Annotated in this window: 8 protein-coding genes; 6 read left to right on the forward strand and 2 right to left on the reverse strand. The window is 31.8% G+C overall.

Annotation, left to right across the window (positions count from 1 at the left end):
- On the reverse strand, nt 1–659 hold a 659-nt coding region (locus tag L6Q46_RS10515), incomplete at its 3' end, for a DUF4349 domain-containing protein (protein ID WP_291284261.1).
- A gap of 184 nt (nt 660–843) precedes the next feature.
- On the opposite strand from L6Q46_RS10515, the gene L6Q46_RS10520 reads away from it, so the two are divergent.
- The 3 genes from L6Q46_RS10520 to L6Q46_RS10530 are packed head-to-tail and all read left to right on the forward strand — an operon-like array spanning nt 844 to nt 5466.
- Nucleotides 844–2133 (forward strand): anthranilate synthase component I family protein, encoded by a 1290-nt coding sequence (locus L6Q46_RS10520; protein WP_291284262.1) that lies wholly within the window; start codon nt 844–846, stop codon nt 2131–2133.
- A 16-nt stretch (nt 2134–2149) separates the two neighbouring features.
- The gene (gene tilS, locus L6Q46_RS10525) at nt 2150–3457 is read left to right on the forward strand and encodes a tRNA lysidine(34) synthetase TilS (RefSeq protein ID WP_291284263.1); all 1308 of its coding nucleotides are present in this window, start codon (nt 2150–2152) and stop codon (nt 3455–3457) included.
- Nucleotides 3454–5466 carry a cytochrome c biogenesis protein CcdA gene (locus tag L6Q46_RS10530; protein ID WP_291284264.1) on the forward strand — a complete coding sequence of 671 codons (2013 nt, stop codon included), beginning with the start codon at nt 3454–3456 and terminating at the stop codon, nt 5464–5466. Before tilS ends, L6Q46_RS10530 begins: the two co-directional genes overlap by 4 nt.
- Nucleotides 5467–5532: 66 nt before the next feature.
- Here the strand turns inward: L6Q46_RS10530 and L6Q46_RS10535 are convergent, their stop codons facing one another.
- Entirely contained in the window at nt 5533–5967 is a 435-nt protein-coding gene (locus tag L6Q46_RS10535; RefSeq protein ID WP_291284265.1) for a GNAT family N-acetyltransferase, read from the reverse strand.
- 136 nt (nt 5968–6103) lie between these two features.
- Here L6Q46_RS10535 and L6Q46_RS10540 point away from each other — a divergent pair, with 136 nt between their 5' ends.
- The 3 genes from L6Q46_RS10540 to L6Q46_RS10550 form a co-directional block, all read left to right on the forward strand.
- Nucleotides 6104–6994 carry a YifB family Mg chelatase-like AAA ATPase gene (locus tag L6Q46_RS10540; protein WP_291284266.1) on the forward strand — a complete coding sequence of 297 codons (891 nt, stop codon included), beginning with the start codon at nt 6104–6106 and terminating at the stop codon, nt 6992–6994.
- 68 nt (nt 6995–7062) lie between these two features.
- On the forward strand, nt 7063–8175 hold the full coding sequence (locus L6Q46_RS10545) for a PIN domain-containing protein (RefSeq protein WP_291284267.1): 1113 nt from the start codon (nt 7063–7065) through the stop codon (nt 8173–8175).
- 22 nt (nt 8176–8197) lie between these two features.
- Nucleotides 8198–9074: hypothetical protein (locus L6Q46_RS10550; RefSeq protein ID WP_291284268.1), on the forward strand; the 877-nt coding region annotated here is incomplete at its 3' end.

Consider the following 9074-nt stretch of genomic DNA (forward strand, 5'->3'; position numbering starts at 1 on the left):
TTCACTTGGTCTTGAAGTGATAAATTCTGCAATTTTGAAGCGTCATTTTGTTCTTTTTTTGCATCTAAGGTTGCTTCGGCGTCAACAATTTGATTTAGTTTTTTTCCTTTCGAATCAATCGCATTTGCCAAACGTTTTTCAGAAGAATTACTTCTTTTTTGTGCTAATTCATTGGATAACATTTGTAAGGAAACATCATCAGCTTTGATAATACGATAATCCAAAAAGTGAATTTGTTTCGCAATGGTTTTAATCACCGTATCCATTTTCGTATTAGGAACACGAATCGTAATGTTGTTATCCACTTTATATTTTGTAGTTACTAAAGTACTATCCTGACTCACTTTTGTTCGGTCTTCGCTGTGAATGTTGCTTTGAAGATTGGTATACGTTACAAATCCACCAAATTTCGTAGTTGCATCTTCAATCGCATAAGTCGATTTGGCGACATTCTTGACTTTAAATTTTACATCGGCTGTTCGAACAAATTTTCGATTGCTGTTTTTGTTTTCAACTGCGGCAGATGAGGAAATAACACTTGTGCTATCAGTTACAGCTTCTTCCATGTAAGCGGCGTTTTCTTTTGAAGCCGATTCTTTACAAGATAAGACTAAGCCAAGTGCAAGCAAAGTCAGTACGATTTTGGTGTTTTTGTTCATAAAAATTCATTTTTAAAGTTATTGATTAATTGTTTTTAATACGTGTAGTTTTAGAATCAATACAAATGAATTTTTAATGGGTTAGTTAATGAGGCAAGAATAAAAACCGTGCCAAATTTTAACATTTGAACCATTTTCCAACAACTATTTTTTTGTTGTACTTTTACGAAGTAAATTTTCCAATTTGAGAACAGTAATTACAAAAGATATTTCGCCCTTTTCCGACTTTAAAAACCAACTTTTGCATTGGGCCAACCAACACAGAGAAGTCGTTTTTTTAGATTCGAATCAGTATCATCAAAAGTATTCGAGTTGCGATACTGTTTTGGCGGTGGATGCTTTTACTTCGATTAAAACCGATTACGAAAATGCGTTTCAAGATTTGTATCAGTACCAAAGTCAAACGAAAGATTGGTTGTTTGGTTATTTGTCCTACGATTTAAAAAACGATACCGAAGATTTGCAATCCAATAATTTCGATGGATTAGATTTCCCAGATTTGTTTTTCTTTCAACCTAAAAAGTTGTTTTTAATCAAAGGAAATCAAGTTGAAGTTCAATATTTGCGAATGTGTGATGATGAAATAGAATTAGATTTCGAAGAAATTTTATCAATGGCATCCATCATCTATCATCCATCATCCATCAATATCCAACAACGCATCTCAAAAGAAAATTACCTTTCCAAAGTTTCAAAAATGCTCGAACACATTCATCGTGGCGACATTTACGAAGCCAATTTCTGTATGGAATTTTTTGCAGAAAATGCTGAAATTGATCCTTTAGAAATTTATCAAAAACTAAATGCTATTTCCGAACCACCTTTTGCGGTGTACTTCAAAAATAATTTTCAGTATTTGCTTTCCGCTTCTCCTGAACGTTATTTGCGAAAAGAAGGTTTAAAAGTCATTTCCCAACCTATAAAAGGTACGGCAAGAAGAAGTTTCGACTTAGAACAAGATGAACAATTAAAATCCGATTTAGCTCAAAACGAAAAAGAGCGTTCAGAAAATATCATGATTGTCGATTTAGTTCGGAACGATTTATCGCACACCGCCACAAAAGGAAGCGTTCAAGTAGAAGAATTGTGCCAGATTTACTCGTTCAAGCAAGTCCATCAAATGATTTCGACTATTGTTTCCGAAGTAGAAAATACCACTTCACCCATCGAAATTTTGAGAACCACTTTTCCTATGGGAAGCATGACAGGAGCACCAAAGATTTCGGCTATGCAAATCATTGAAGCATTAGAAGAAACCAAACGCGGTTTATATAGTGGAGCGGTAGGTTATTTCACTCCAAATGGCGATTTCGATTTTAATGTCGTAATTCGAAGTATTTTGTATAATGCACAAAATCAGTATTTATCTTTTTCCGTAGGAAGTGCCATAACTGCTCAAGCTATTCCAGAAATGGAGTATGAAGAATGTTTGTTGAAGGCAAAAGCGATGTTTGAAGTGCTGCAATCCAAATAATTCCTTATTTTTGGTCATGCTAATAAAATTCCAAAGCCATATCGAACAAAATTTTGCCCAACTAAAAGACAAGAAATTGCTCTTAGCGGTTAGTGGTGGAATCGATAGTATGGTTTTATTGGATTTGTTTTACAAGTTGAGATTTGATATTTGCGTGGTTCATTGTAATTTTCAATTGCGTGGAATAGAGAGTGATGGAGATGAAATGTTAGTCAGGGAAATTTGTCAAGATCTATATATTCCATATTTAATTGAGACGTTTGATACGCTCGAATTTGCTAAAATAAACAAACTTTCCATTCAACTAGCCGCTCGAAAGTTGCGTTATGATTGGTTTCAAGAAATTATTTCACTTGGATTTGATTATGTTTTAACCGCGCATCATTTGGATGACAATGTCGAAACGTTTTTAATCAATTTTACTAGAGGAACTGGCTTAGAAGGTTTAACGGGAATTCCAGTTCAAAATGGAAACATTATTCGACCGTTGTTGCCTTTTTCACGTGAAGAAATTGAAAATTATGCCAAGGAATACAATATCCAATGGCGAGAAGATTCGAGTAATGCTTCAGATAAGTATTTCCGAAATAAACTGCGTCACGATATTGTTCCCATTCTAAAAGAATTGAATACCGGATTTCTAGATTCGTTTCAAAATACCTTAAATCATTTGCAACAAGCGGAATCTTTGGTTGACGATGCTTCTAAATTGGTTTATAAAAAGGTTGTTGAGGTGAAAGAAAATCAATTGGAAATTCATTTGAAACCATTGCTACAATTCAAAAATTATAAAGCGTTTTTGTATCAATGGTTAAAAGAATATGGATTTTCGGCTTGGAATGATATTTATGACTTAGTCAAAGCACAATCTGGAAAACAAGTATTTTCTGAAACTCATATTTTATTGAAAGACCGAGAGAAATTAATCCTTTCCGAAAGAAATTCAACTGATAAATCTGAAGTTTTCATCATTGAATCGATAGAAAGTAAAGTTAATATTCCCTTAAAACTTAGGTTTTCTAAAGCAGTTAACATTTTTGAAACACATTCGAATTGTATATTTGTAGATGAAAGTAAACTCAAATTTCCATTAACCATCAGAAAATGGCAAAAAGGAGATTATTTTTATCCATCAGGAATGAATGGAAAAAAGAAATTGAGTAAGTATTTCAAAGACGAGAAATATTCGCTTTTAGATAAAGAAAATCAATGGTTGTTATGTTCGGAAGACCAAATTGTTTGGGTAATCGGAAAACGAGCAGATAACCGATTTACAAGTAATGAAACAACACAAAACAATATAAAAATCGTATTAGAAGAATGAGAAAATATTTTGCCTTAATCGCCTTAATTTTTGGATTTTTTGGAAATGCACAAATTTTAAATCCGGTACAATGGAAAACAAAAGTGGTGCAAAAATCAGCTACCGAATTTGAATTGGTTATGGATGCTACTATCGAAAACGAGTGGCACATGTATTCGCAATTTACACCAGAAAACGGACCACTTCCAACAGTTTTTGATTATAAAAACGCAAAAGGAAACTTCGATTTAGTTGGGAAAACTAAAGAAAGTCCATACAAAAAAGTATACAACGATATTTTTGAAGTAGACGAATATTACTTTGCAAAAACCGCTCAGTTCAAGCAAATCATTAAAGTTACCAATCCAAAAGTAAAAGAGGTTAAAGTTTATGTGGAATACCAAGTTTGTAAAGAACAATGTATTCAGCAAGATGCTACGTTTACGTTTAAATTGCCTGAAATTAAGGTAGAAGAAGTTACACCAACAAATGTAGTTTCAAATGATACAACTTCTGTTAGTGTTGACACAACATCGATTTCAGCTACAGATTCAGAAAAAGCCACTAAAGAAATTGTTCCGACTTCAACTCCAAAAGAAGAGGAGAAAAGCTTATGGGGAATTTTCATTTTAGCTTTTTTAGGCGGGTTTGCAGCTTTACTTACGCCTTGCGTATTTCCAATGATACCAATGACAGTAAGTTTCTTTACCAAGCAAAGTAAAACCAAAGCGGCAGGAATTCGTAATGCTTTTATTTACGGGATTTCTATCATTGTTATTTATGTTGGTTTAGGAATGATAATAACGGCTATTTTTGGAATAGATTCACTAAACGCTTTATCGACTAATGTTTGGTTTAACTTGATATTTTTTGTAATTCTAATCGTTTTTGCGGCTTCATTTTTAGGAGCATTTGAAATCGTTTTACCCAATTCATTTTTAAATAAAATTGATAGACAAGCCGATAGAGGTGGAATCATCGGAATCTTCTTCATGGCATTAGCCTTAGCTGTTGTTTCTTTTTCATGTACTGGACCAATTGTAGGATCATTATTAGGAGAATCTGCAAGACAAGGTGGAATAGGACCAATAGTTGGAATGTTAGGATTCTCTTCTGCCATTGCGTTACCTTTTATGTTGTTTGCTATGTTTCCTGGCTGGATGAATTCGTTACCAAAATCAGGTGGATGGTTAAATACAGTTAAAGTGTCATTAGGATTCTTAGAATTGGCTTTTGCTTTCAAGTTTTTATCTAATGCCGATTTAGTTTTACAAACACATTTATTAGAAAGAGAAGTCTTTTTAGCTATTTGGATTGCTGTTTTTGGAGCTTGGGCTTTATATCTTTTCGGAAAATTAATCTTACCCCATGATAGTCCAATGACTCATATTTCAGTAGGAAGATTATTCATAGCTTTATTTGTTACTACATTCACTATTTACTTAATTCCAGGTTTATGGGGAGCGCCACTAAAAATATTGAGCGGATTCACACCACCAATGACTTACAGTGAAAGTCCGTATGGAGTTGGTTATCAAAATACAGTAAGCTCTGGAGTTTCTTCTGAATCTGCTTTACCAGAAAATGCGTATATTGGACCATTAGGTATAACAGCATTTCATGATTATGAAGAAGGATTAGCTTACGCGAAAAAAGTAAACAAACCAGTTTTATTAGATTTCACCGGACATGCATGTGCGAATTGTAGAAAAATGGAAGAAAATGTGTGGTCTGATGCTGAAATTTTAAAAATCTTAAAAAATGAGATTGTACTGATTTCGTTATACGGTGATGACCAACGCGAATTACCAAAAGAAGAACAATATGTTTCAAAATCAGGAAGTGAAGTGACTACTATTGGTAAAAAATGGAGAGAATATCAAATTGAACGATATAACATTAATGCCCAACCTTATTATGTTGTTTTAGATGCTGATGGAAAAGATATTTCTAAACCTGTTGGTTACACGCCAGATGTTGAGGAATATAAAACTTGGTTAAAAGAAGGCATATCAAAATTTAAAAAATAAATTAAATCCCGAGCAATCGGGATTTTTTATTCATAGTAACTAAAAGGTATTTATCAATAATACGAATTATTTTATCAATCGCATTTCTAAATATTTATTCGTAAAACCAAGTTTTTCATATAAAGCTTTTGCAGGATTATTGGGTTCAACGTGAAGTGCAATATTTCCATCAACAGAAGAAATGGCTTTTTCCATTAGTTTTTTTCCATAGCCTTTTCCTCTTTGTGAATTATTAATGGCAATATAAACCAATATATTTTCAGGAATATAATCTTTCATTCCTGTATTGTTTAGGATAACAATTCCAACAATTTCATCTTCATCAGTACCAATGATAATTTGTCCGCCTTTATTTGGATTTAGAACATAATCTATACATTTTTGAATGTCTTCTTCGGTATCTCCAAACTCTTCAAGATGCGTATGTAAAAAGTGGGTAATTGTTTTGTTAGTAAACTTTTCCGAAGTACCTGTAGTTGCATTGATATATGTGAAATTCATAAATAAAACTTTAATAGTAAATACAAAGTACAAAAGTATTGAATTGCCAACAGATTGTCTAATTCATAAAAAAGTTATTTTTTTCAATACTTTTTCTATATTTGTATCATTATAAGCCATTTAAAAAGTATAAGCCATGTTAGTAAAAGTATTCGGAAGTGCCGTTTTTGGCGTTGAGGCCACTACAATCACAGTAGAAGTAAACACAGAGAAAGGAATCGGTTATCATTTAGTAGGGCTTCCCGATTCGGCCATAAAAGAAAGCAGTTTTCGTATTGCTGCTGCACTTAAAAACAATTCCTATCATTTTCCCGGTAAAAAAATCATTGTAAATATGGCACCTGCCGATTTACGAAAAGAGGGTTCTGCTTACGATTTAACTATTGCAGTTGGAATTTTAGCTGCTTCATCCCAAATTACCTCAAAAGAAATCGAAAATTACATCATTATGGGAGAATTATCGCTTGATGGTACTTTACAACCCATAAAAGGAGCTTTATCTATCGCTATTAAAGCCAAAGAAGAAGGTTTTAAAGGTGTGATTATTCCGATTCAAAATGTTAAAGAAGCTGCTATTGTAGAAGATTTGGATGTTTACGGAGTTTCTAATGTTACCGAAGTAATCGATTTTTTTGAAGGAAAAGGAAATCTAGAACCCACAAGAATCGATACAACCGAAGAATTTTCAAAAACCTTAAACTTTCCAGAACACGATTTTGCCGATGTCAAAGGACAAGAAGGAATAAAACGTTGTATGGAGATTGCAGCAGCTGGTGGTCATAATATTATTTTAATTGGTCCTCCAGGTTCAGGAAAAACAATGTTGGCAAAGCGATTACCCAGTATTTTACCTCCAATGACGATGCGAGAAGCGTTGGAAACCACTAAAATTCATTCAGTTGCAGGAAAAACAAAAGATGTGGGTTTGATGGCGCAGCGTCCCTTTAGAAGTCCACATCACACAGCGAGTTCGGTATCTTTAGTTGGAGGTGGAAGTTATCCACATGTTAAAAATATAAGTCATTGAGAAAACGCAAAAGTCATTGATAATTTTTAATTAAATAATTTATCTTTACTACAAATAATTAAAAATATATGATTGTTGTTGTAGATAGTACTGAGTTTCGCCGAGATCGTAGCTTGAATAAGCAAGATTTAGCACGTTTGAAAGATTTTGGTAATAAAGAATTAATAGAGATTCATATACCATGGTTTATTTACAAAGAAACCACTACACATACAGTACTTGAATTGGAAACAGAATTGAATAAAGTTAAAAACAGTTTAGCATCATTAGATAAAAGAGGTATTTCTCCTAATGATTTCAATTCGCTAAGACAAATTTTAAAAAGTGTCGATGAATTTCGATTAAATGTAAAATCTTCAAACAAACTTCTTTGGGATAATTACATTAAAGATGCTAAAGCAACTTTACATCCTTTTTATCCAAATCACAGTGAAGATGTTTTTAATGCATATTTCGATGGAGGTAAACCATTTAAAAGTTTAAAAAGCAGAAATGACATACCCGATGCATTTATTTACATGACCATAAAAGAACTCTCTAAAAAAGATGATGTGCACTTGATTTCTGATGATAATAATCTGAGAGATAAATGTGTTGACGAGAATAAAATTTTTGTTCACAAGGATTTTAATTGTTTCTTTAGTACTCCTGAATTTTTGAAATTAGAGATAAGTTATGAAAAGCTTTTGGAAATTGAGAAGATAAAATTAGCAAAGGAACTTTTATTAGGCTACAAAGAAGTTTTTGAAGCAGCTGTTAAAGAATATACAGATAGTGTGAATTTTCTTGAGTTATACGAAACACCCTTGCGTTCTGATAATGGTGATGCAACAGTAAGATCTATAGATGAACCAATTCTGACAATTGACGAAGCTAATATTGATTTTTATAGTAATCAATTCTATGTTCCAATAATTGTGAAAGCTACAGCCTCGGTTGATTATTTAGTATTTAAAGCTGACTATTGGACATATAATGATATTCCTAAATATTCAGAAGACTGGAATGAATATTATTATTCAATTGAAGAATCATTTCCTATTACACTTAAGAAAACTATAATTATTGACATGAATAGTTTTGATGAAGATACGGAACCAGAAATTGAAATTGAGGAATTTGATGAAATTGAATTAGAAGTTTCAGAGGATTCAATGGATGGATATCCGAATAATTTCTAAGCGTTTAATAAAAATTGATTGAATGAAAGATAAAATATTTGATAAATTACAAAAGGGCACTTGGCAGATTGTCTGTGTAAATGATTTGTATTATCAAAAAAAATCAGCTTATTCTAGCGGGAAAAGTTTTTCTGCTCAAGTTGAGTTTAAAAATTTAGAAACTTCTGAAATTAAGAAAGTGTATGTTGATGTTTCTTTATTGAGTAATAAAGTACCAGGATATATTTTTAAGAATGAAGAAATAATTTATAATTCCAAACAAGGATTTAAACCCAAAATAATTGAATTTGATGCAAATTCAGTGTCAACTGAATCGGAATATTTTCAAGATGTTTTCAATTTAAAAAGCGATGATAATATTGAAAATTATGGGATTTATAATTCATATCGGTTTTCGTCTGTTCATAAAATAACTATTGGAAGTGAGGTTTTTATAATTACTACTAATGAGTTATTGAGATTCTTTTTTTTAAAAGGTAACAAATTTATTAATGAAATCTTATATGGATTTATTTCAGTTGGAGAGTCAAAAGCAAATAGATTTGATAGTTTGTATTTATTCCCTTCTGATCAGGATAAGGTTAATTATGATTTAAAGCCTGAGCATAATCCTTTTTTATTTGTTAAAGAAGGATTAAGTTTAGAAGAAACTAAAGCAATTTTCAGAATTGCATTAGTTCCAAATGCTTATAGTTTTGTAAAAAAGCTTCAAGAGAAGATTATAAGTGTAAATAATGATGAGAATATAGATAAAAAATTTATAAAATATAAATCACTATTTCCAGCTAACTGTAATGATTTAAAAATGATTGTTACAGGAAGCTCACATACACTAAAAGGAAAAACTTTCTTTTTAGTTAATGAAATTCATGATGTACAAGAAAAATTACCATATTCTA

It is taken from the genome of Flavobacterium sp. (assembly GCF_023151265.1).
Taxonomy (GTDB): domain Bacteria; phylum Bacteroidota; class Bacteroidia; order Flavobacteriales; family Flavobacteriaceae; genus Flavobacterium.